We start from the raw sequence: 22,990 nt of genomic DNA, 5'->3' as shown, positions 1-22,990 counted from the left end.
AATTCGCAAATATAGGAATTTCTGAGTTGAGAATCCAGATTTAGAACCAGAAGAATACCGTACATTTGAAAATAATATGTTTTTACCCTAAGATGAATAACGAACTTTATAAAAATATAGCCAATAGCTCTGCCTATCGGATCAGTAGAGACGAAAATGCCCAACACATTTTAGCCAATCCCGACTTATTTCCTGGTTTACTCGAACTGGCTTTAAACGTAGCCGACAAGAACCACCACAAAGCCTGTTGGATTCTAGAATTAGTTCTCGAAAAAGAACCCCATCTACTTACGAATCATCTTCCTCTATTTTGTCTTAGTCTTTTAAAATTTAGAAATAAAAGTGCCACACGTGCTGTTTCAAAAATTTGCATGTTCTTGTGTACGCACCTTACTTTAACAAATACGCAAGAACAACAAATTACCGAAAGCTGCTTTGACTGGCTGATTAGCCAAGACCGCAAAGTAGCTACAAAAGCCTACTCCATTAGGGCTTTGTACTTACAAGGTAAAAAATACGATTGGATTTATCCTGAATTACGGCGCATTCTTATTGAAGACTACCACAAACATTCTGCTGCTTACAAAGCCGTTGCTAGAGAAATTTTGAAGAAAATAAAATAGGATTTTCCCTAACCGAAGGGTATAAAAAGACGTTTAACCAACAAACACTACCCTGAGAAACTACTTCAAAAAAAGAGGCTGCCCGAATAAACAGGTAGCCTCTAAATATTTTTAAATAAAAACAAAAACTATTTCCAAAACAATCACTCGTTTAACACTTAAAATGAATTAGAAATTCTTTGGCGCGTTTCTAGCTTTACTTTGTTTTAAATAATAACACTTTGTTTATTGAAAATTCAATCCCAATGTTAAACCAAATGCAACAGGTTTAACAGTTGCATCTTTGTCCGTGCTATACAATCCGTTTGCTTTTCTATCAGTGGCTGATGTTGGATTATAACCTACAAAGGACTCATTTTGTTTTTGGTCAATGATTGATCCGTACCCGCTATCCAAAAACATCGCAGCATACAAAGCATTCTTTGCGCCCATTTCAAACGTAAACCCCAACTCAAAAGTACTCATCAAAATACCTTTGGTTTTGTACTCTCCAGATGCAGAATAATTAGTTTGATTCCCAAAACCATATTCAGGCAAATTATCAATGTATAAATTAACATCAGGATAATACCCACTCCCTTTTACAGATACTGCCGAAGATTCAATCTTATAATTTACAGGTAGAAAATACTTAACACCTGCTCTAAAATTAAAATCAACTCCTTTGTTGATATTCTTTTTGTACTGCAAAAAAAGCGGAATCTGAATAGCTTGCAGTGTTTGAGATTCTTTATAATTCCCTGTTGTCACACTATAAGCAAATGCAGAGCCCGTTTGATCAACTTCATAATTGGTTAATGTTGTTGATCCTTGATTTAAAGATACTTTTTGCTTGTATTGTGCAAACTCTACTCCTGATCCAATCCCTATGTGATCTGTCAATGAATAGATGTACCCTACTTTTATTGCTCCTCCAATTTCATGCGCTGCCGTAACTCCTTTTACATCACTTTGAATATTTGCAACTCCAGATTGCACACCCACATAAAACTGCGCTTTTACTCCCGTAGAGAATAGAATTACCGCAACTCCTACTATATACTTAACATCAAATTTCATATGTTTTTCTATTTTTACTATTAGAATAATCCATCCCCATTCTTATAAAATGAGGATTTCTTACTCTTAATAACTTGATTTTTTTTAATTTTTAACTAAAAGGTTTTTTGTAAAATATTTACCATTTGCTAAGGTTAGTTTTACAATATAAATCCCCTCAACACTTGGCGCTACCATCTCTACTGTGTTATTATCAACAACCGTATCTATCATTAGCGTTCCAAGTATATTAAACACCGTAACACGCGCATTTTGCAATTTAGCCGCCTCAACGTTAGCAATAAGTTGGTACACTGAATTACTTCTAACAGGGTTAGGTGCAATCTTTAAATATTCTACTTCTACTGAAGGAGAGAATGTCAAAGGACAAGTAGTAACTACTGTACCATCAACTTTTGTAGCCATGGCATAATATGTTCCGCTTAAAACTCCGTTATCTTTAAAATATTGAGCCGTTTGACCCGAAACTAAAACTCCATTTTTATACCAGCTATACGCTTTAAAACTATTAGAACTATTATCAAAAAAGATAACATCATCAAAATGTTTTCTAATTAAATTAGGTTGGCTATTTACAACTGTTATCGTAGCTGTTCCATAAGAAATATTCCCGCTGTTATCAGTAACTTTTAAAGTAACCGTATTCACTCCAACATCGGAACAACTAAATAAAGACTTATCAAGTTCTAATAAAGCTATACCACAATTGTCTGTTGAACCATTGTTTACTGCGGCAGCAGCTACCAATACATTTGATGAAGCATCTAGTTGAACTGTAATATTTTTAGTAAACACTACTGGAGCGATTTTATCTTCAACCGTTACAATTGCTGTTTGAGTAGCAACGTTTCCGTTTTTATCTGTAACCGTTAATATAACTGTATTAGCGCCAACATTAGCACAAGTAAAAGTTGTTTTATCTAATGTCAAAGTAGTAATGCCGCAAGCATCAGATGAGCCATTGTTTACGTTAGCTACAGTTATAGAGGCGTTTCCTGAGGCGTTTAGTTGAATTGTACTGTTTTTGGTAAGAACTACTGGCGCTACTTTATCTTCAACCGTTACAATTGCTGTTTGAGTAGCAACGTTTCCGCTATTATCGGTAACAGTTAAAGTAACGGTGTTATCTCCAATATTAGCGCATGTAAAAGCAGTTTTATCAAGTTCAATTCGGCTGATTCCACAATTATCCGTTGAACCATTATCAATATCTGCTACGGCAATCGTCACATTTCCTGTAGCATCTAAAGCTACAGTGATACTCTGTCCCAGTACTGAAGGAAGAGTTATATCATCGATAACAACATTTTGTGTTTGTGAACTTGTATTACCATTGCCATCATCATAAGTCCAAGTTACAACCGTTGTTCCTTGCAATGTGATAGGCAGAACTGCATTGTGTGATACCATCACATTGCTAGAGCAGTTATCAGATGCTGTTGGAGCAACTAAGCTTGTAACACTACATTCTGCGGTAACATCTGCTAAAATTGTAACATCCGCAACTGGAGCAGTAACATCATTAATAACAACATTTTGAACTTGTGTACTTGTATTTCCGTTTCCGTCATCATAAGTCCAAGTTACAGCCGTTGATCCTTGCAATGTAATAGGCAGAACCGCATTGTGCGATACCGAAACAATGCCAGAGCAGTTATCAGTTGCTGTTGGAGCAACTAAGCTTATTACACTACATTCTGCGATAACATCTGCTAATATCGTAACATCAGCAACTGGAGCAGTAACATCATTAATAACAACATTTTGAACTTGTGTACTTGTATTTCCGTTTCCGTCATCATAAGTCCAAGTTACAACTGTTGATCCTTGCAATGTCATAGGCAGAACCGCATTGTGGGATACCGACACAATCCCAGAGCAGTTATCAGTTGCTGTTGGCGCCACTAAACTTGTCACACTACATTCTGCGATAACATCTCCTAATATCATAACATCCGCAACTGGAGCAGTAACATCATTAATAACAACATTTTGAACTTGTGTGCTTGTATTTCCGTTTCCGTCATCATAAGTCCAAGTTACAGCAGTCGTTCCTTGTGCCGTAATTGGAAAAACAGCATTATTCGTAACTATTACATCCGCAGTACAATTATCTGTAGGTATTGGAGCTACTAAACTTACAACACTACATTCTGATAATATTGTAGGTAATTGACTATAAATATAGTGAATCGTTATTGTTCCACTTAACCAATCTGCTCTCCAGCCTCCCCAACCAACAAAGTACATTTCTAAAGAATTTGTCCCTCCATAATTATACGCACTAACGGAACCCGAATAACTTAAATTAAAACTATTAGCGGTATGAAAAAGTTGTCCGCCACCAATATATTGTCCAGCAACATTCAAATTGCTATACAAACCAGTACCTCCCCACCCTTGGTCTACCGCAGTATAGTCAATATCAATTCCTACAACTACTGCCCCAACAGGTAATGGATCTACAAAACTCCAAACATATGGTGACCAACCAGATGTTGATCCAGGAGTTGGTGTAAGTGTAACACTTCCAGAAAGCAAAATTGGAGCTGGAGCTGTAATATCATTAATAATAACATTTTGAGTTTGTGTACTCCTATTACCGTTTCCATCATCGTAAGTCCATGTTACAACTGTCGTTGTTCCTTCTCCTGTAATTGGGAAAACAGCGTCGTTTGTTACTAATATGGTAGCTGTTGAACAGTTGTCTGTGGCTGTTGGTGAAACTAAACTTGTTACACTACATTCTGCTTTTATGTCTCCTAAAGTAACTAAATTTGCCACTGGAGCAGATATATCACCAACAACAACATTAAAGATACTAGAAGATCTATGACCGAGATTATCTTCAGCCGTTACTGTAACAGGAGTTATTCCCAATGGAAATATCGAACTTGAAGGTAAATCGTATGTTATAATTGGACTTCCATCACAAGCGTCAATCGCACTTGCAGTATAGACCGCACTTGCAGGGATACAACTATCCACTATTACATCTGGACTAGTTATTACCGGAGGAAGCACGTCAACAAAAGTTTTACTGAAAGAAACTGGATACAAATTAGCACACGCTTCTTGTAAAGTCGCACTAAGTCCATAATTTAAAGTGATCGTGATTTGAACTCCACAAACAGCTGGAGCAAAATCGTAATAAACCCAATTGTTATTACTATTTGCTTCAACGGCGCAAGAACTTAATACAGTAAGCGCAGTACCTGTACCCGGTAAACTAGCAAAAGGCGTGTTATTAGCAACACCTGAAGGAGCAACATCTGCAGTACTCGAATTAGACCCATACATTGTAGTAATATTCATACCATCAGCAGCACTTAACATACTGAAATCCAAAGGTCCATGCCAATGTTCGATGTAAAGTCGAACATACCCATTGCTTAATTCGCGATAAACCACTTGTACTCCGTGAGCATCTATGTCAGGCATTCCCATAAATAGCAGTAATACAATCAATAATTTTTTGAGTAATTTTTTTTTCATAGTAATTTTTTTAGTTATTTCTTGTCATTCCTTCTTTGTTTCAAGCAACAAAAAGGAATAACACTTTTTTTGTTGTTGTTTTTAAATATGTAAGCCAGATTCGCGCACTCTATTACAGATTAAAATTGTCAAAAAGAGAATGTGCTTAACATTCTTCTAATTTTTTCAAAGAAAACAGCCTTCTAACTTCTATCAATAATGAATAGTATTTAAAGTAAAAACTTTTACAACTTAGTAGCGCCATAGCTTTTTATTTTATGAATTTACAAATCTCGAATAACAAAAATATGTAATTTTTTTCTTGTTTTTATACCAATTCGTTACATATAATATAAAACTTATCCTAACTTAACTACATTATCGTTAAAGTACCTATAAAACTGATTAAATACGTTTTGTGTTAACTTATTGTTAAATAGATGAATTTAAGTTTATTAAATTATAGTAGTCTGACATGCTAATACTTGCTTTTTCAAGTACAACCTCACCACCGACGTCTTATCGTATTGTAGCGTTTGTCTTTCATTAAAAATGCGGCAACTATTCGAAGTTTCATAGTCCTATTTCACCGACACTATTACCCTCTCACAAAACACACCTCTTTTTGGTGTAAAACCCTTTCAAAACAGAACTTTTTATCAAATACTTCAATTCAAAAATTATATTTTTTTACCTATTAAATCACCTTGACAATAATGTAGTTAGTGTATTCTTAAATCAAACACGCTTAATTATTGTAAAAAAGAACTTTTGTCTTATTTTATGAATCAAAATTAAACCGCAGTTGAGGGACTAGGAAAAAAAATGTTACGAAACGGCTATTTATTGTCATGAAACTTATTTTGTTATCAAACGTCTTACCAAAACAGTAAAAACTTTATTATTGCACTGCTATTCTTTTTAAACACTAAAATTTACACTTTTTAAAACAATCATTTCTTAGGTGTACCAAAATTTTCAACACAACTACTAGTTTAGACTTTCGAACAAAAGTATTAACTACCTACTCATTTAAATCAGTTATGAATACCTTTTTTTAAACTCCACAAGCTATTTAATTAACTTAAAAATTAAAAAGCCTATGATCTATGACCTACCATAAACAATCCGCTGGCTATAATTGATAAAACTAGAATACTAAAGAAAATAAAATAGGATTTTCGCATTTGGTGTATATAAAGTATCTTTGCCAGTAAAAAACAACTACACAATGACACGAGCGTAGCGACTGCATTTGACCGTTAACAAACAATAACTAAAACAAATGAATTATTTTTCTTCTAATTTTAAACTAGGAATATTAGGTGGTGGTCAACTGGGCAAAATGCTTTTGTTTGATACCCGAAAATTTGATATACAAACCTATGTTTTGGATCCAAGTGATGAAGCGCCTTGCAAAATTGCCTGTGATCAATTCTTCAAAGGAGATTTGATGGATTTTGATACCGTTTACAATTTTGGAAAAAAAGTCGATGTTTTAACGTTCGAAATTGAACTCGTTAATCTAGACGCTTTAGTAAAATTAGAAAACGAAGGGTTGAAAGTATATCCTTCGCCAAAAACACTAAAACTAATCCAGAATAAAGGGACTCAGAAAGATTTTTATGCCGAACATGCAATCCCAACAGCAAATTATAAGCGTTTTAATGATTTAAAAAGCCTAGTTGTTGAAATGTTAGATTCTAAATTAAGAATGCCTTTTGTATGGAAATGTACTGAATTTGGCTATGACGGAAACGGGGTAAAAGTGATCCGACAAATCTCAGATATAGACCAGCTTCCCAATGTACAATGTATTGCCGAAGATATGGTTCCGTTCAAAAATGAATTGGCTGTTATTGTTTGTCGAAATCCTTCAGGGGAAATCAGAACGTATCCGGTGGTCGAAATGGAATTTCACCCAGAAGCCAATCAAGTAGAATATGTGATATGTCCCGCAAGAATTGATAACAAAGTAGCCGAAAAAGCAAGAGCAATCGCCTTGCAAGTTTCTGAGAAATTCAATCATGTAGGTTTATTGGCTGTTGAAATGTTTCAAACAGAAGATGATGAAATTTTAATAAACGAAGTCGCACCACGACCTCATAATTCAGGACATTATTCCATTGAAGCTAGCTACACTTCACAGTTTGAAAATCACCTTAGAGCGATTCTTGATTTACCTTTGGGTAACACAGATAGTAAAGTAGCCGGAATTATGGTTAATTTAGTGGGTGCGGAAGGATTCTCTGGAAATGTTATTTACGAAAACATCGAAAAAATATTAGGTTGGAATGGGGTTACACCACATATCTACGGCAAGAAACAAACACGCCCTTTTAGAAAAATGGGACATGTAACTATCGTAAATAGCGATATTAAAGAAGCAAGAAGAATTGCCGAAGAGGTAAAGAATACAATTAGAGTGATTAGTTTGCAGTAATCAATTTACAGCAGCGGTTAAACACAATAAACTACAAACAAAAAACACAATGAGCAAAGTAGCCATAATAATGGGAAGTATCTCTGATATGCCCGTAATGCAAGACGCCATCGAAGTATTAAAAGGCTTCGGAATCGAAATCGAAGTAGATATTGTTTCGGCACATAGAACACCCGAAAAGTTATTCGATTTTAGTCAAAACGCACATCTTCGAGGAATTTCGGTTGTGATTGCCGGCGCTGGAGGAGCAGCTCATTTACCTGGAATGGTCGCCTCAATGTCACCATTACCCGTAATTGGGGTTCCTGTAAAATCAAGTAATTCTATTGATGGTTGGGACAGTATTTTATCAATCCTTCAAATGCCTGGAGGCGTTCCCGTAGCTACTGTAGCCTTAAACGGCGCTAAAAATGCTGGAATACTAGCCGCCCAGATCATAGGAAGCCATGATAAAGCAATCTTAGAAAAAGTGATACAATATAAATTAGGACTAAAAGAATCTGTAATTATTGCATCCGAAAGTTTACTAAAAAAATAACACTTCCTTATATAAACAAAGGCTTCCTATTATGGAAGCCTTTGTTGTTTTTAAAGCGTTTTATATTTTGCCTCAAATTAGTCCTCTTCTTCAATTTCTTCAAGAACACTTTCAAATTCAGATGCTATTATATCTTCATTATTAATCCAATTCTCTGAGGTAACCAAGCTGAAGTTTACATTATCGGCTGTGTTTAGTTCCCAAACAATACCTTCGGCAGTAGGAAAAGGAATGTTTTTAGTCATCTGGTCTTCAAATAATCTTTTGATTAAATTTCTATCAGATAACCCTTTATTCAATAATTTCAATACGTTTTCAGCCGTTAGTTCTTTGACTTCACCATCAGTTGGTGTCATTGAGAAATGAACAACAGACGCTTTGGTGTTAGGAAATTTTCCGTTATAGGCTTTATAAAGCAATTGATTGATATGAAACAATCTTGCTTGCATATGAATTTCAGGATATTCTTCACATACTTTATCAATTAACATATTATGCGAAATTTGCTCAATTTGCCCCTCATTTAATTCTTCCCCCAGTTTGTAAGCAAGTAAAATTTCAGCAGCTTCATTTGGCTCATAATCAGATATGGCCATTTCTAGTAATTCTGGTAAATTCTTTTTTTCGGCTGTAGCTGCATCTGGAAAATTAAATTTCTCTAATAACTGGATATAATCTTCATCTGACCAATACCCTTCCACTTCGTTTACAGTATCAATGCGCTTTATTATAATTTGATAATTCATTACTTATATATTATTGTTACTAATTAGCTTATTCAAAACCTTATCTAATTTTACAATTTAGGCTTTTTAAAGTGCCTAGAAAAATAAATAACATTTCTATAACATAACCTTTGTAGCTTAAAGCTTGAAAACACTGCTGCTTTGTAATCTCCTTTTTTTAATAAATCGCTACCTTTGCAATTAGAAACATTCCGTTTCAACGAATTAAATTAATGACTACCTAATGAAAATATTAACGACGAAATTTAATACCAAATACGATACAGCACCTTTTTCTAAAATAAAAAACGAGGACTTTCTTCCCGCTTTTACCGAAGGAATAGCCTTGGCAAAAGCCGAAATCGATGCGATTGTACAAAACGAAGAGGTCCCTACTTTTACAAACACCATTGAAGCCTTAGATTTTAGTGGCTACACACTAGATCGTCTTTCAAGCATTTTCTTCAATTTGAATTCAGCAGAAACCAATGACGAAATTCAAAAAATCGCTCAAGAAGTTTCTCCGTTATTATCCGATTTCGGGAACGATATCAGATTGAATGCGGAGTTATTTGCTAAAGTTAAAGCTGTACACGAACAAGAAGCAACTTTGAACCTCAACCCGGAGCAAACTACTTTATTGGACGAAAAATATAAAAGTTTTTCTCGAAATGGAGCCAATCTAACCGAAGACAAAAAAATCAAACTACGTGCAATTGACAAGGAACTATCAAAGACAAGTTTGCAGTTTGGTGAAAATGTATTAGCCGAAACCCAAGCTTTTCAAATGCATCTTACGGATGAAAAAGACTTGTCAGGTTTACCAGAAGGCACCATAGAAGCCGCTCGTTCTTTGGCGAAAAGCCAAGAAAAAGAAGGTTGGATTTTCACTTTAGATTACCCTAGCTATGTTCCATTTGTGACTTATGCTGATAACAGGGAGTTGCGTAAAAAAATGGCGATTGCTTTTGGAGCCAAAGGTTTTCAAAACAATGAATTGGACAACCAACAAAATGTTTTTAAAATTGCCAAATTGCGTTTCGACAGAGCACAACTTTTAGGATATGCTACTCACGCTGATTTTGTACTAGAAGAAAGAATGGCTGAAAGTCCGGAGAAAGTAAAAAAATTCTCTTTGGATTTATTGGAAAAAGCAAAACCCGCTGCGGTAAAAGAATTTGCTGATTTAACGGCTTTCGCCAAAAAATTAGATGGATTAGAAGAACTAGAGAAATGGGATGGCGCATATTACTCCGAAAAACTAAAACAAGAACTGTTCAGCTTAGATGATGAAAAATTAAAACCATATTTTCAACTGGAAAAAGTGCTTAATGGTGCTTTTGCTATCGCTGGTAAATTATACGGCTTAACGTTTACCGAAGTTTTTGATATCGACAAGTACCACGAAGAAGTGACTACTTATGAAGTAACGGATGAAAAAAACGAATTAGTTGCTATTTTTTATGCCGATTTTTTCCCTCGAAAAGGAAAACGTAATGGTGCTTGGATGACTTCGTACAAATCACAATTTGTAAAAAACGGAATTAACGAAAGACCGCACATCTCAAACGTATGTAATTTCACGAAACCTACAGAGACAAAACCTTCCTTATTGACTTTTAATGAGGTGACTACTTTATTTCACGAATTTGGACATGGATTACACGGTATGTTAGCCAACACAACTTATCCAAGTCTATCCGGAACATCTGTTTATTGGGATTTTGTAGAACTACCAAGCCAAGTAATGGAAAACTGGTGTTACGAACCAGAAGCTTTGGCTTTGTTTGCAACACATTACCAAACGGGCGAAATCATACCTATTGAATTAGTTCAAAAAATAAAGGAAAGCTCCAATTTTCAAGAAGGTATGGCAACCATGCGCCAGTTGAGCTTTGGCTTATTAGATATGGGATGGCATGGACAAGATCCTTCGGTGATAACCGATATTAAAGCTTTTGAAACCGAACAATTTGCAGACACTAAACTATATCCTGAAGTAAAAGAAAATGCAATGAGCACCTCTTTTTCTCATATTTTCCAAGGAGGATATTCCGCTGGTTATTACAGCTACAAATGGGCTGAAGTTCTCGATGCTGACGCTTTTGAGTTCTTCCAAGAAAAAGGAATTTTCAATAAAGAAGTTGCTGATAAATTTAAAGACAATATCCTCTCTAAAGGAGGAACTGAACATCCTATGATTTTATACAAACGCTTTAGAGGTCATGAACCAAGTCCAGACGCTTTGTTGAAAAGAGCGGGTCTTTTATAGATTTAAGCAAGTAGGTTATTTTTTTTTAATACAAACCGAAGTAGAAATGCTTCGGTTTTTTTATTTCAAAAACGTCATGAAACAGATCATTCTCTACCAAATCAATTTTCTTAAAAAAACACCACCATCAACCACCAAAAAATAGGAATACTTTCGACCCAAAAAGTAGAATAATACCTAGACCTTTTTTCATTGGCGAAAGCCAAAAACAAAGAAAGTATTAGAACCAGAATTGCATTTACGATTAATTGCTCTTTTATAAAATTAGTTTTCAAAAACTCTAAAAAATAGAAAGGAATCAGTAATAACAAACCAACCATCTTTGTTTTTCTCACTCCTATTTGCTGTGGTACCGTTTGTAAATGTGGATCATCATTAGCTAAATCAAGAATTTCAAAAATTAGAATCAGCACAAAAACGAGAATAAAACGTTGGATGCATTTGAGATAGAAATCGAGTCCTAAATCAATATGTGCATTAACCAAAGGCAAAACCAATGTAACCCCTACCCAACACAAAGCCACAATATAAATCTTCACTCCTGCCCAATTTCGGGCGTTCCTTCTATTTGGAAAAAAAGGCAGTGTATACAACAGTGTCAATGCTAAAACACCAAAAGAAACCAGTTGCGCTATTAACTGCAATTGAAAAAAATAATACCCTACTCCCACTAACGAAAGTAGACTCAATCCGGCAATGATTTTTAACTCATTTCGCATTTGTTTTTTTTGGGCTCTTGCCAAAGCATCGTACTTCACAAAATTATAACCCACTATCGTTCCAAAAAAAGCAAAATTAGCCATGCCTTGATCAGCAGAAATGTGGAACATAAAATATGTCATTCGCACTAGTGCATACACGGATAAAGCCACGTGAATGCTACTCCTGATATAAAAATCAAATACTTTTTTAAAACTGATCATTAAACAAAATTAATCAATTATAAACAAATACACCATTTAGTTGAAAATTTCATAAAAAATCAGTCCAAAACCTGATTTAGATTGTTTATAATACTTATTTTTGCACTACTGAAAACACAACATTACTACACTTACATGAAAACAGACTCATTTGCTTTAAGACACTTAGGACCAAGAGATCACGATTTACCTAAAATGTTAGAAACCATAGGTGTTGAAACTTTAGATCAACTAATTAACGAAACTATTCCATCTGATATTCGTTTGAAAAAACCTTTGGATTTGGAGCATATTATGACTGAATACGAATATGCTAATCATATTAGATTATTAGGTCGCACCAACAAGGTTTACAAATCGTACATAGGTTTAGGCTATCACCCCACAATTGTCCCACCGGCAATTCAAAGAAATATTTTTGAAAACCCGGGATGGTACACTGCTTATACACCGTATCAGGCAGAAATTGCTCAAGGAAGACTGGAAGCAATTTTAAATTTTCAAACTACAGTTATTGAGTTAACTGGAATGGAAATAGCCAATGCATCTTTATTAGATGAGAGTACTGCCGCTGCTGAGGCAATGGCTTTATTATTTGATGTTCGTTCAAGAGATCAAAAGAAAAAAAATGTTAATAGATTCTTCGTTTCTGAAGAAATATTACCTCAAACTTTATCCGTCTTACAAACCCGTTCTGCACCTATCGGCGTAGAATTAGTAGTTGGGAATCACCAGGAATTTGATTTTTCAAATGAATTTTTTGGAGCAATCCTTCAATATCCTGGAAAATACGGTCAAGTTTACGATTATGCTGACTTTATCAAAAAAGCGGCTGAAAATGACATAAAAGTGGCTGTTGCTGCTGATATTTTATCATTAGTAAAGTTAACCCCTCCAGGTGAAATGGGAGCTGCAGTAGTAGTTGGAACCACGCAACGTTTTGGAGTACCAATGGGTTACGGTGGACCACACGCGGCTTATTTTGCTACAAAAGACGAGTACAAACGCTCTATGCCAGGAAGAATCATTGGTGTATCACAAGATGCTGACGGAAATCGTGCCTTGCGTATGGCATTACAAACCCGTGAACAACACATCAAACGTGAAAAAGCAACGTCTAACATTTGTACTGCTCAGGTTTTACTATCTGTAATGGCAGGAATGTTTGCTGTTTATCACGGACCAAAAGGATTGCGATACATTGCAAACAAAGTCAACTCAATGGCAGTGACTTTGGCTGATGCGCTAAATAAATTAGGCGTTCAACAAACGAACACCTATTTCTTCGATACCATTGTGGTAAAAGCCGATGCTAAAAAAGTTAAAGCAATTGCAGAAAAAAACGAAATCAATTTCTTTTATATAGATGACGAAACGATTTCTATTTCGCTAAACGAAACGGTTTTGTTTGAAGATATTAACGAAGTAATTACTGTTTTTGCTGAAGCATTAGGGAAAGAAGCTTTTGAAGTAAGTGAATACACAATTGAAAATAACTATCCAACGAGCTTAAACAGAACAACCGAGTTTTTAAAACACGATGTTTTCAATAATCATCATTCTGAAACTAGTTTGATGCGTTATATCAAAAGATTAGAACGTAAAGATTTGTCGTTAACCCATTCAATGATTGCTTTGGGTTCTTGTACCATGAAGTTAAATGCAGCTGCTGAAATGCTGCCTTTAAGTATGCCTTACTGGAATACTATCCATCCATTTGCTCCATTAGATCAAGTGCAAGGGTACACTAAAATGCTTAAAAAACTAGAGCATCAATTGAATGTAATTACAGGTTTTGCCGGCACTACATTACAACCAAACTCTGGTGCGCAAGGAGAATATACCGGATTAATGACTATTAGGGCGTATCACCTTTCAAGAGGGGATGACCAAAGAAAAATCTGTTTAATTCCCGCTTCGGCTCACGGAACAAACCCTGCTTCGGCTGCGATGGCTGGAATGACGATAATCGTTACCAAAACGATGGAAAACGGTAATATTGATGTAGAAGACGTAAGAGAAAAAGCCCTTCAATATAAAGATCAACTGTCCTGCTTAATGGTAACTTACCCATCTACACATGGTGTTTTTGAAAGTGCTATTAGAGAAATCACACAAATCATTCATGATAATGGTGGTTTAGTGTATATGGATGGTGCAAACATGAATGCGCAAGTAGGATTAACAAATCCAGCGACTATTGGCGCTGATGTCTGTCACTTAAACTTACACAAAACTTTTGCTATCCCTCATGGTGGTGGTGGACCGGGAGTTGGGCCAATTTGCGTAAACGAAAAATTAGTTCCGTTTTTACCAAGTAATCCATTAGTTCATGTAGGTGGAGAAAAAGCGATTACTGCTGTTTCTGGCGCTCCTTATGGTTCTGCTTTAGTATGTTTAATTTCTTACGGGTACATTTGTATGCTAGGATCTGAAGGGATTACAAACGCTACTAAATACGCGATTCTAAATGCAAATTATATGAAAGCACGTTTAGAAGCACATTATCCAATTTTGTACTCTGGAGAAAAAGGAAGAGCAGCCCACGAAATGATATTAGACTGTAGAAGTTTCAAAGAAAATGGTATTGAAGTGTCGGATATTGCAAAACGTTTAATGGATTATGGTTTCCATGCGCCAACCGTTTCTTTCCCAGTTGCAGGAACTTTAATGATTGAACCAACTGAATCTGAAGATGTAGCTGAATTAGATCGTTTTTGTGACGCTATGATTTCAATTCGTCAAGAAATTGAAGCAGCATCAGCAGACGAACCAAATAATGTGTTGAAAAATGCACCTCATACTTTATCGATGTTAACTGCTGATTCTTGGACATTACCGTATTCAAGAGAAAAAGCAGCTTATCCACTAGACTATGTTTCAGATAACAAATTCTGGCCAAGTGTTCGTCGAGTAGACGAAACATACGGAGATAGAAATTTAGTTTGCAGCTGCGCTCCTATTGAAGCGTATATGTAAAACTAAATTAACATTCCCAAAATAAATAATTAAAAAAGTCCCGAGAAATCGGGACTTTTTTATTACACTTGCATTGGCAAATCAATTCTTACAAAACGCTGTGAAAAAAAATCTAAGCTGCTTATTATTTATCTTATGGTTTTGCTCCATTCAAGGGCAGAAAAAAGATTTTAGTTACTCCCCAAATAATGTTGACTCAATAGAAAACTACCTTAATAAGGTAACTAATAATAAAATACTTAGTTTCGAAATTAAGCAACAAAAGAGGGTAAAGGAAATACTTCTAGAAAGAAAAACTCATTTTTTAAAAAGCATTAAAGACAGTACATTTATTTTTGACGAAAAAATCCATACCTATTTAAATAAAATTCTTGCAGAAATATACCATTCTAACCCCCAAATACAAACCCAGGATTTTTATTTCTTGATTAACAAATCCCTAATTCCTAATGCTGCATGTTATGGGAATGGCATCTACACTGTTAACCTAGGTATGTTCAATCTTATTAAAACTGATGACGAGATGGCTTATATTATTTGTCATGAATTATCACATCATATTTTGAAACATAATGACAAATCCCTTGAGAATTACATCAAAACATTCAGCTCTAAGGACGTCAAACAACAAATCAATACGGCCTCCAATAAAAAATACGGTCGGAGATCAGCTATAACATCGCTACTGAAAGACTTAAAATTTAATTTCATGAAGCGAAGTAGAATTGCAGAGACCCAAGCTGATTCTCTCGGATATATTTTGTTTAACAAGACCAAATACAATAAACATGCTTCAGTAGATATCCTTAAAAAGCTAGATCTTTCTGACGAAATGATTTTTAATAACCCAACTAATTTAACGACTCACTTTTCTTTTGAACAATACCCATTTAAAGAATCCTGGATAGAAAAGGAGGATAAGATATTTAACCTCTCTGAAAGTGCAAATGATTTACAAATAGATAAAGATTCCATAAAAACACATCCCGACATTCCCCTAAGAATTGAAAAACTGAATCGGAATAATATAATTGTTGCATCTAATTCCAATACAAATGAAATCGAATCAATTCAAAAAAGAACGTATGAGAATAGTATCCAAATATTTTCTGACGACTTAAAATTAGATTTCACTTTATACCAATTATTGTCACTTCACGAAAAAGGCCTACTAGATGACAAAAAATACATTAATGAGGTGGCCAACTTGTTAAAAAAATTATATGATCTAAAAGAAAAGCATCTTTTTGGCAAATATATTAGTCCATTAAACTCTTTCTCTGAAGAAAATTCTATTAATGAAATACGACTATTTTTAAACAATCTTGAACTTAAAAACATAAAAAAAATAGGCTACTATTTTTGCAAAAAAAACGAGTTGCTATCTAAAAACGACCCTGAATTTCAGGACAGTTATAATTTCTTCAAAAATTTAAATCAAAACTAATACAATCAACAAACAAATTATGAAAAGAACCCTTACTCTACTGTTAACAGGCATTTTGGCTAATTTAACATTTTCGCAGACCAGCAAAATAGAACAGGTCAATACATTTATCGTCAAAAATTCAGGTTCAATTTTAGATAAAGAAAAAGATGTTGATGGTTATTATTTCTTCTATGAATTAGATAAACTAAAAAAAGGAGACCGCGAATTTGCAATTCAAATTTTAGACAAAAATCTAGTTGAAGTTGCTAAAAAGAAATACATTGACAATAAAAACACTTTTTTAATGAAAAGTGTTTTTAACAATCAAGCAATGATATTTGCTATGGCAAATATCAAAGAAAAAAAAATAACCTTGTTGACCTTTGACAAAAAAGCAGAACAAAAGCCAACCATTGAAATTCCTCTCGAATCTATAGAAATTCGCTACATTCTAGCGATGCAGCAATCTGGAGATTTTAACGTATTATTTCCTGTAGAAAATAAAGGATTCATTTTCAATAGAGTTATCGACAATAAAAAAATAGGTTATTCTTTAGCATACTACCCTACTGATGGCGGACAGTCATGGGAGTATAGTTCCCCAAAAGACTCAAAAGAAATTTTATCCATAAATCCTATCGAAGTAAACGATAAAGTAATTGTTGCTTTAGAAGCATCCAAACCAGGTATTTTATCAAGGAAATTTACAATAAAAACTAAAGTAATAGATGTAAAAACAGGTAAATTATTATTCGAAAAAGAGTACAGTAAAATTAGCAAGCCTAGGATAATAAACAATGCATTTCTAGACAAAGACAGTAATATTGTTTTAATGGGTGAGTACTTCAAAGAAGGTGATAATATTTTTGACGATAAAAGTTTAGGATTATTTACAGAAGTTATAAATTCCTCAGGACAAACATTAAAAGAAAACTTCACTAGCTGGAAAGAAGATGTTGCAAAAATCGCAAAGGTAGATGGTAATTACATTGATGATAAAGGATATGTCTATTTTCATAATATTGTAAGAACAAAAAGCAACGATTATTATGCCATTGGAGAATTCTACAAAAGAACAGCAAGCGCTGGTGGTATAGCACTTACCGCGCTATCCGTTTTAGGTGGTGGCGGTGGTGGAGCATCAGTTACACAATTGACTATAACTAACTCTGTAATATTTAAATTTAATGTCGATTTTAAACTTACTGGAATTCAAGAATTCGAAAAAGGAAAATCAAGAGCTCCTAGTTTATCTGATTTTGGAAGTCCTCAATTAAACGCACACGCATTAAAAGCTTACGGTGCATTTGATTATGAATACACTCAATTAGACAAAAAAAACGATCGTTTTTACGCGTGTTTCATCGATTATGAAAGATTGAAAGGCGAAAAAAATAAAAATGCATTTAAAACAATTATTTATGATGAAGGAAAATTAACCGAAGACAAAATATATTTAAGCAATAACGATTCTAATTTTCGCATTTTGCCTGCTAAAATCGGAAATGTATTGCTATTGGAATACAATAAAAAATCTAAAGAAATACTATTACATTTAGAAAAGCTGAATATAAAATAATAGTACTTTAGGAACTATATTTATGTTATTTCCAAATAGTCTATGTAGCCAATACTAAATTCTGGCCAAGTGTTCGTCGAGTAGACGAAACATACGGAGATAGAAATTTAGTTTGCAGCTGCGCTCCTATTGAAGCGTATATGTAGTATCAAGCATTACCAATAACTATAAAATGCCTCGAGACTATCGAGGCATTTTATTTTTTTATTTTTCCGCCTATAAATATCACATGTTTTTTCTATCAAAAAAAACAGTAATCAACCGACCCTAAATCAATACTAAAAAAACTATGGTATTTTCGAATAATTATTAAAAAATCATCAGTATTTTAGCCAAATAATTATTATTCTATAATTATATGCATGCATAGTAAATAACATGCCTATAATCATTTTTTTATCATTAAATTAGCATAAATTTTTTGGAAAACAAACCGATGAAAATAAAAATAACTGGAATAGGAAGTTACATTCCTGAGAAAAAAGTAAGTAATAAAGACTTTAGTAATCACGTTTTTTTGAATGAAGATGGTACACCTTTTGGTTATCCGAATGACGTGGTCATAAAAAAATTTAAAAGCATAACTGGAATTGAGCACAGGCGGTATGCCAACGACAATTTGAACTCGTCTGACTTAGCGTTTTTGGCATCCAAAAAAGCAATCGAAAACGCAGCTATCGACCCTGAAACTATCGATTACATTATTTTTGCGCATAATTTTGGCGACGTAAAGTATGGTACTTCCCAATCTGACACACTTCCAAGCTTGGCTACCCGAGTTAAGAATAAATTACAAATAAAAAACCCAAAGTGCGTTGCCTATGACATCCTTTTTGGATGCCCCGGCTGGATTGAAGGTGTGCTTCAAGCAAATGCCTACATTAAATCAGGAATGGCACGCCGTTGTTTGGTTATTGGTTCTGAAACCTTATCAAGAGTGGTGGATGACCACGATAGAGATTCCATGATCTATTCAGATGGCGCTGGTGCTTCCATTATAGAAGCTTCTGATGATGAAACAGGATTGCTTTCCTATGAAAGTGGTACTTATGCTATGGAGGAAGCTAACTATTTATTTTTTGGAAAATCATACAACCCAGAAATAAACACCGATACGAGATATATAAAAATGCACGGTCGTAAAATTTATGAATTTGCATTAACTACAGTTCCTGCTGCAATGAAAAGCTGTTTGGACAAAAGTGGTGTTGCCATTGACGATGTCAAAAAAATTCTTATTCATCAAGCCAATGAGAAAATGGACGAAGCAATCATACAACGTTTTTATAAACTTTATGACAGACCCGTTCCTCAAGACATTATGCCCATGAGTATTCATGAGTTAGGAAACAGCAGCGTCGCGACAGTACCTACTCTCTTTGACCTATTAATTAGAGGCGAAATAAAAGATCAAAAAATCAGCAAAGGCGATGTTCTACTATTTGCTTCTGTTGGAGGTGGAATGAATGTCAATGCATTTGTTTACAGATACTAAGTTTCTAGACAAGAGAATCAAGTTTTACAGCATAAAACCACAGTTAAAAAATCACCTTTTTAAACTGTGGTTTTTTCGTTTCTATCTACATATAAATCTGTGAAATGAGAACCATATGTTTGTATCTTTGTACCTTTATAAACTATAATGAACGAGGGGTTACTTCGTTCCTAGCAATGACTATGTACGAAAAAACGTTTCCTAACAAAAGATTCAAACACACTTTAGAATTTCTAAACAAACACATTTCAACCTCTGAAACTATTTTAGACTTAGGTGTCGAAAACCCCTTTTCTAAAATCATGAAAGAAGAAGGGTTCTCAGTAAAAAATACAAGCGGTGAAGATTTAGACCTAAATCAAAACGTATTTTCTACAGCCAAAACGGATGTGGTTACCGCTTTTGAAATTTTCGAACATTTATTGAATCCCTACACTATTTTAAGCGAAATAAAATCAGACAAACTTTTCATCTCTATTCCGATGCGTTTGTGGTTTTCTCCTGCTTACCGAAGTAAAACGGACATGTGGGACAGACATTATCATGAATTTGAAGATTGGCAATTAGACTGGCTGTTAGAAAAAGCAGGCTGGAAAATTATTGATCGCCAAAAATGGACTAATCCCGTTAAGAAAATTGGTATTCGTCCTTTATTACGTTACTTTACCAATAGGTATTACATCGTATATGCGGAAAGAGCCTAAAGGCAAATTCCACAATAGATGAATATCAAAAAATAAATTCCAAATTCCAACTTGAAACTAACTCCATTTTGGAATTTAGAATTTTAAAAATTGGAATTTTATTCAAAACAACATGAACTACTACATAGTTATACCAGCACACAATGAAGAGGCATTTATTTCATTAACCCTACAATCTTTGATTTCGCAGACCCATTTACCTTCAAAAGTAGTTGTGGTCAATGATAATTCTACTGATAAAACTTCCGAAATTGTTCTGGCTTTCGCCAAAGACAATCCGTTTATCTCATTAGTAGAAAAAAAATCAAGTGCCATCCATTTACCCGGAAGTAAAGTCATTCAGGCTTTCCAAAAAGGATTTGAAACACTAGACGATAATTATGATATCATTGTAAAACTAGATGCCGATCTAATTTTACCCAATAATTATTTTGAGACTATTGTGAAACATTTCGAAGAAAATCCAACAACGGGAATGGCTGGTGGATTTGCTTACATTGAGAAAAATGGAGAGTGGATCTTAGAAAACTTAACCGACAAAGACCATATTCGTGGTGCTTTTAAAGCATATCGCAAAGCGTGCTTTAAACAAATGGGTGGATTAAAAGCGGCAATGGGTTGGGACACTGTAGACGAATTACTATCTAAATTCTACGGCTGGAAAGTAATTACTGATCCTTCGCTAATTGTAAAACACCTAAAACCAACCGGAGCTAATTACAACAAAACAGCACGTTACAAACAAGGCGAAGCTTTTTATACTTTGGGTTATGGATTTACAATTACGGCAATCGCTTCGGCTAAATTGGCTTTCATGAAAAAGAAACCACTGTTGTTTTTTGACTATATACAAGGCTTCCTAAAAGCTAAAGCAGCTAACATTCCTTTATTAGTTACCCAAACACAAGCTAAATTCATAAGAGATTATCGCATTGAGAAAATGAAAGAAAAGCTTTTTAAGTAATTTGAATTTTCGTTTTTAGTAAAAAACTACCAACTCTAAACTGTAAATTGGCTACTAATTATTAATTTAGCCCATATTTGTAAACATATGATGCTCATTAGATACATAACGCAAATAGGTAGATACTGCCTGATGCTTAGAGAAATTTTCATCAAACAGACTAAATGGTCTGTTATGAAAAAATTAATCTTCAAAGAAATAGACGACTTAATCATTGATTCCCTTGGGATCGTAGCCTTCATTTCTTTCTTTGTTGGAGGAGTGGTCGCGATTCAAACTGCACTAAACCTTACCAATCCCTTAATCCCGAAGTATCTTATTGGTTTTGCTACACGACAATCGGTAATATTGGAGTTTGCGCCTACATTTATCTCGGTGATTATGGCAGGAAAAATGGGGTCCTTTATCACTTCTAGTATTGGTACGATGCGTGTTACAGAGCAAATCGACGCCCTGGAAGTAATGGGTGTTAACTCCTTAAATTATTTGGTTTTCCCAAAAATCATCGCCTTGTTATTGTATCCGTTTGTAATTGGTATCAGTATGTTTTTAGGAATTTTAGGAGGCTGGATGGCAGGCGTATATGGAGGTTTTACTTCTAGTGCTGAATTTGTCACTGGAGCCCAAATGGATTTTATTCCCTTTCATATTGTTTATGCTTTCCTGAAAACCTTAATTTTTGCGATGTTACTAGCAACCATCCCGTCTTTTCATGGGTATTATATGAAAGGTGGCGCTCTAGAAGTAGGTAAAGCCAGTACAGTGGCCTTTGTTTGGACATCGGTTTCTATAATATTATTCAATTATATATTAACGCAATTGTTACTGGGATCATGATAGAAATAAAAGACATAGAAAAATCATTTGGAGACACCATGATTCTCAAAGGCATTTCAACTGTATTTGAAACTGGAAAAACGAATCTAATCATTGGACAAAGTGGATCCGGTAAAACGGTCTTACTAAAAAGTCTTTTAGGAATCCATACTCCAGAATCTGGCAAAATCTGTTTTGATGGCAGAGTATATTCTGAACTGGAACCAGATGAAAAAAGAGAACTGCGAACTGAAATCGGAATGGTTTTTCAAGGAAGCGCCTTATTTGATTCCATGACCGTCGAAGAAAACGTAGCATTCCCATTAAAGATGTTCACTAATGACAACAAAGCTATAATCAAAGAACGAGTGGACTTTGTATTAGAAAGAGTGGCATTAACAGACGCTCATAATAAATTGCCTTCACAAATATCTGGAGGAATGCAAAAACGTGTCGCGATTGCTCGTGCCATTGTTAACAAGCCTAAATACTTGTTTTGTGACGAACCTAACTCCGGTTTAGACCCAAATACCGCAATATTAATCGATAATTTGATCAAAGAAATCACCGAAGAATACGATATCACGACCGTAATTAACACGCACGATATGAACTCTGTTATGGAAATAGGCGAGCGCATCTTATTCCTTAAAGACGGACTAAAAGCTTGGGAAGGAACCAAAGAAGAAATTTTTAGAACAGACAATCAAGCGGTTGTAGACTTTGTTTATTCTTCTAATTTATTCAAGAAAGTAAGAGAAGCGTATTTAAAGGAGTAAGTTTAGGAGCAGCACGTTATTAAAGTCATAAGAACTTCCCTCCCGCTATTCGATACAATCTTTTATCCGGAACGATATTAGACTCCCGAATTATTTATCAGGATAAAAGGATTTTCTCTACTATCGGGGCTAAAAACAACTTTTCATTTCCAGAATAAAATATAAAAAAGTACAGTGCGCAATAGAAA

At 34.6% G+C, this 22,990-nt stretch carries 16 protein-coding genes; 12 read left to right on the top strand and 4 right to left on the bottom strand.

The annotated features are described in order from the left end of the window. Window positions 1-92 precede the first annotated feature (92 nt). Window positions 93-623 carry a HEAT-like fold family protein gene (locus AC4PRO_RS09975; protein ID WP_492117255.1) on the top strand — a complete coding sequence of 177 codons (531 nt, stop codon included), beginning with the start codon at window positions 93-95 and terminating at the stop codon, window positions 621-623. Between the two features lie 225 nt (window positions 624-848). On the opposite strand, the gene AC4PRO_RS09970 is transcribed toward AC4PRO_RS09975, so the two are convergent. Both AC4PRO_RS09970 and AC4PRO_RS09965 read right to left on the bottom strand, forming a co-directional pair. Continuing rightward, window positions 849-1,682 carry a hypothetical protein gene (locus AC4PRO_RS09970; protein ID WP_492117254.1) on the bottom strand — a complete coding sequence of 278 codons (834 nt, stop codon included), beginning with the start codon at window positions 1,680-1,682 and terminating at the stop codon, window positions 849-851. A gap of 84 nt (window positions 1,683-1,766) precedes the next feature. Then, window positions 1,767-5,177, bottom strand: coding sequence for a T9SS type A sorting domain-containing protein (locus tag AC4PRO_RS09965; protein ID WP_492117253.1), 3,411 nt, complete (start codon window positions 5,175-5,177; stop codon window positions 1,767-1,769). Between the two features lie 1,264 nt (window positions 5,178-6,441). Between AC4PRO_RS09965 and AC4PRO_RS09960 the strand changes: the two genes are divergently transcribed. Both AC4PRO_RS09960 and purE read left to right on the top strand, forming a co-directional pair. Further along, on the top strand, window positions 6,442-7,599 hold the full coding sequence (locus AC4PRO_RS09960; protein ID WP_492117252.1) for a 5-(carboxyamino)imidazole ribonucleotide synthase: 1,158 nt from the start codon (window positions 6,442-6,444) through the stop codon (window positions 7,597-7,599). 49 nt (window positions 7,600-7,648) lie between these two features. After that, the gene (gene purE, locus AC4PRO_RS09955; RefSeq protein ID WP_074724551.1) at window positions 7,649-8,137 is read left to right on the top strand and encodes a 5-(carboxyamino)imidazole ribonucleotide mutase; all 489 of its coding nucleotides are present in this window, start codon (window positions 7,649-7,651) and stop codon (window positions 8,135-8,137) included. 77 nt (window positions 8,138-8,214) lie between these two features. Here the strand turns inward: purE and AC4PRO_RS09950 are convergent, their stop codons facing one another. Beyond that, on the bottom strand, window positions 8,215-8,883 hold the full coding sequence (locus tag AC4PRO_RS09950) for a hypothetical protein (RefSeq protein ID WP_492117251.1): 669 nt from the start codon (window positions 8,881-8,883) through the stop codon (window positions 8,215-8,217). 223 nt (window positions 8,884-9,106) lie between these two features. Between AC4PRO_RS09950 and AC4PRO_RS09945 the strand changes: the two genes are divergently transcribed. Beyond that, entirely contained in the window at window positions 9,107-11,134 is a 2,028-nt protein-coding gene (locus AC4PRO_RS09945; RefSeq protein ID WP_492117250.1) for a M3 family metallopeptidase, read from the top strand. 110 nt (window positions 11,135-11,244) lie between these two features. Here AC4PRO_RS09945 and AC4PRO_RS09940 read toward each other — a convergent pair whose 3' ends face one another. Continuing rightward, window positions 11,245-12,057 (bottom strand): hypothetical protein, encoded by an 813-nt coding sequence (locus AC4PRO_RS09940; protein ID WP_492117249.1) that lies wholly within the window; start codon window positions 12,055-12,057, stop codon window positions 11,245-11,247. Window positions 12,058-12,192: 135 nt separating this feature from the next. Between AC4PRO_RS09940 and gcvP the strand changes: the two genes are divergently transcribed. From gcvP to AC4PRO_RS09900, 8 genes are all read left to right on the top strand, one after another. Further along, a complete protein-coding gene (gene gcvP / locus AC4PRO_RS09935; protein ID WP_074724555.1) occupies window positions 12,193-15,036 on the top strand; it encodes an aminomethyl-transferring glycine dehydrogenase in 2,844 nt (947 codons plus the stop codon). 100 nt (window positions 15,037-15,136) lie between these two features. Beyond that, entirely contained in the window at window positions 15,137-16,483 is a 1,347-nt protein-coding gene (locus AC4PRO_RS09930; RefSeq protein ID WP_175460305.1) for a M48 family metallopeptidase, read from the top strand. Between the two features lie 19 nt (window positions 16,484-16,502). Further along, window positions 16,503-18,044, top strand: coding sequence for a DUF6770 family protein (locus tag AC4PRO_RS09925; protein WP_074724557.1), 1,542 nt, complete (start codon window positions 16,503-16,505; stop codon window positions 18,042-18,044). A gap of 436 nt (window positions 18,045-18,480) precedes the next feature. Beyond that, window positions 18,481-19,539 (top strand): 3-oxoacyl-ACP synthase III family protein, encoded by a 1,059-nt coding sequence (locus AC4PRO_RS09920; RefSeq protein WP_492117248.1) that lies wholly within the window; start codon window positions 18,481-18,483, stop codon window positions 19,537-19,539. Between the two features lie 182 nt (window positions 19,540-19,721). Beyond that, complete coding sequence (locus AC4PRO_RS09915) at window positions 19,722-20,243, top strand: methyltransferase domain-containing protein (protein ID WP_492117284.1); 522 nt, start codon at window positions 19,722-19,724, stop codon at window positions 20,241-20,243. Between the two features lie 112 nt (window positions 20,244-20,355). Then, a complete protein-coding gene (locus AC4PRO_RS09910) occupies window positions 20,356-21,207 on the top strand; it encodes a glycosyltransferase family 2 protein (protein WP_074724560.1) in 852 nt (283 codons plus the stop codon). Between the two features lie 87 nt (window positions 21,208-21,294). Then, window positions 21,295-22,044, top strand: coding sequence for an MlaE family ABC transporter permease (locus AC4PRO_RS09905; protein WP_074724561.1), 750 nt, complete (start codon window positions 21,295-21,297; stop codon window positions 22,042-22,044). Beyond that, on the top strand, window positions 22,041-22,802 hold the full coding sequence (locus AC4PRO_RS09900; RefSeq protein ID WP_074724562.1) for an ABC transporter ATP-binding protein: 762 nt from the start codon (window positions 22,041-22,043) through the stop codon (window positions 22,800-22,802). The genes AC4PRO_RS09905 and AC4PRO_RS09900 overlap by 4 nt, the downstream gene beginning before the upstream one ends. The last annotated feature ends 188 nt before the right edge of the window (window positions 22,803-22,990 follow it).

It is taken from the genome of Flavobacterium sp. DW-iso2 (genome assembly GCF_058725285.1).
Note: the sequence above shows the minus strand (reverse complement) of the source record. Positions and strands in the feature narration are given on the sequence as shown.